The organism is Thermovirga sp., assembly GCA_012523215.1.
Classification (GTDB): Bacteria; Synergistota; Synergistia; order Synergistales; family Thermovirgaceae; genus 58-81.
Genome location: JAAYIZ010000141.1, coordinates 1 through 1,886 on the forward strand (window position 1 = coordinate 1; position 1,886 = coordinate 1,886).

4 protein-coding genes are annotated in these 1,886 nt (G+C 58.6%); 3 read left to right on the plus strand and 1 reads right to left on the minus strand.

What is annotated here, in order from left to right:
* Together GX108_03930 and GX108_03935 are read left to right on the plus strand one after the other, a co-directional pair.
* Positions 1-540, plus strand: a 540-nt coding sequence (locus GX108_03930; protein ID NLO56188.1) for a lytic transglycosylase domain-containing protein, incomplete at its 5' end; no start/stop codon positions are given.
* A gap of 32 nt (positions 541-572) precedes the next feature.
* On the plus strand, positions 573-1,043 hold the full coding sequence (locus tag GX108_03935; protein ID NLO56189.1) for a YbaK/EbsC family protein: 471 nt from the start codon (positions 573-575) through the stop codon (positions 1,041-1,043).
* Here the strand turns inward: GX108_03935 and GX108_03940 are convergent.
* Positions 1,040-1,462, minus strand: coding sequence for a DNA-binding protein (locus GX108_03940; protein ID NLO56190.1), 423 nt, complete (start codon positions 1,460-1,462; stop codon positions 1,040-1,042). The two genes, GX108_03935 and GX108_03940, sit on opposite strands and share 4 nt — an antisense overlap.
* Positions 1,463-1,579: 117 nt before the next feature.
* On the opposite strand from GX108_03940, the gene GX108_03945 reads away from it, so the two are divergent.
* A partial coding sequence (locus tag GX108_03945; protein NLO56191.1) for a TSUP family transporter occupies positions 1,580-1,886 on the plus strand: 307 nt, incomplete at its 3' end.

A 1,886-nucleotide genomic window follows, 5' to 3' on the forward strand; every position in this document is an offset into this window, starting at 1 on the left:
TCAATCCCGCTGGCGTACCTGCTTGCCCGGTCCGACCCCATCCCTCGCACGCTCCTGGAGGGGCTCTACCCGAGGGCCAGGGAAAGGGATGTGACGGCGGCCTCCGCCAGGTTCGGCGTCGATCCCTTGGATATTTGGGCCATCATGCGCCGTGAGAGCGCCTTCGACGAGGAGGCGTACAGCAGCGCCGGCGCCATGGGCCTGATGCAGCTGATGCCACCCACCGCCAGGGAAAACGCGCTGTTGCTCGGTGAAAAGGAGGGCGAATATTTCGATCCCGCCAAGAACATCCTCTTGGGTGCTCATCACTTTTCCAGGTTGACGCGAATATTTGATAGGATCGAGTTCGCCGTGGCCGCCTACAATGCCGGCCAGGGGGCCGTCGGGAGATGGCTTCCGCCCAAGGGACCGATCGAGGAATGGGTGGAGGATATTCCTTACGGGGAGACCAGGGAATTCGTACGCCAGGTCATGGCGAACAGGTATGTTTACAGGGCAATGTACCCTGATATCGCGAAAAAGGGGGATCAACTGCAATGAACGAGGGGACTCCATATCCGGAAGAGACCACCGTGGATCCCGTGGAAAGGGTTCGGGCCTTCCTGAACGAAGCGGGTTATCGGGGCGAGATCCATTTCAGCCAAGAGACCATAAGGACCGTGGAAGACGCCTCCAGAAGCGTGGGGGCACCGCCCGAGGAGATTTTGAAGACCCTCGTCCTCTTGGCCGACGGCAAACCAGTTATCGCCCTGATGTCGGGGCCGAACAGGATAGACCTGAAAAAGGTGAAGATCTTCCTTGAAGCCAGGAAGGTTTCCATGGCAAGGGCGGAGTGGGTCCTGGAGCACATGGGTTTCGAGGTGGGCGGTGTCCCCCCGGTGGGGTTTCCTTCACTGCCCTGTGCACTGATAGATGAGGATCTTTTTCGTTTCCAGAAGGTGTGGGCGGCCGCTGGAACGGAACACAGCTTCTTTCCCGTCAACCCAAGAGACCTGGCGGGCTACATAGGCGGGATCGAGGCGGATATAAAGAAGGAGGTTTAACGCTTCTCGGGCACAATGGCCTCCAGCCATCCGTCGAATTCCCGGTTGAGCCGAAGGGACCTCAAGGGGCGGATGAAGACTTCCAGGTTATGAAAAGTGACGACCTTCAGGACGTGCCCGCTCAGCGAAGCGTGGTCCATCCCGTTGAAGACGGCGTGGATGTGAGGGTAGAGAACACCCTCCCTCCGGCTGACGTCACCGCTCAGCGATGCGACTTCAAAGGTCCCTTCCATCCGCTCGCGGACATACTCCTTCCCCGTGTACCAGCCGAAGGTTATCTCCTTGGCCATTCCCAACCCTCCCAACAGGATGGCCGAGTCGATGGAGTACTCCTCGCAGGCTGCGGCTATCGATGCATGCAGCTCCTCGCCGTCGCTTAAACGAAGAAAGGCTTCGTACTCGGTAATGGCGTAACGCATGGGATTTCCCTCCCTTCCTGTATTAACTAATTATATCACCTCAGGGCGTTATGGCCTGCCCGTTGTGTGTTAGAATGGCGCCTGGTTGAGATTCGAGTTCCCATGGAGGCACCTGATTTGACTCCTGTGATGCTGGTTCTTGCGACCCTGCTTGGAGGGGTGACCGGTTTCATCAACGTAGTGGCCGGGGGCGGATCTCTTCTCAGCCTTCCCTTCCTGATCTTTCTCGGTCTGGATGCCTCATCGGCCAATGCCACCAACCGGGTCGGCATCCTCCTTCAAAACCTGGTTGCCACGGGGCAGTTCAAGAGGGAAGGCGTGCTTTCCCTTAGGGAGTCCCTCTCCCTGGGCATCCCGGCCTCCATAGGATCGGTGGCGGGAACCCTTCTCGCCGTAAACCTGGATGAACGCCTCCTGAAGGTGA

Excerpts from the sequence above, each read along its gene's own strand:
- GX108_03940 (NLO56190.1), bottom strand. The coding sequence starts at position 1,462 with ATGCGTTACGCCATTACCGAGTACGAAGCCTTTCTTCGTTTAAGCGAC.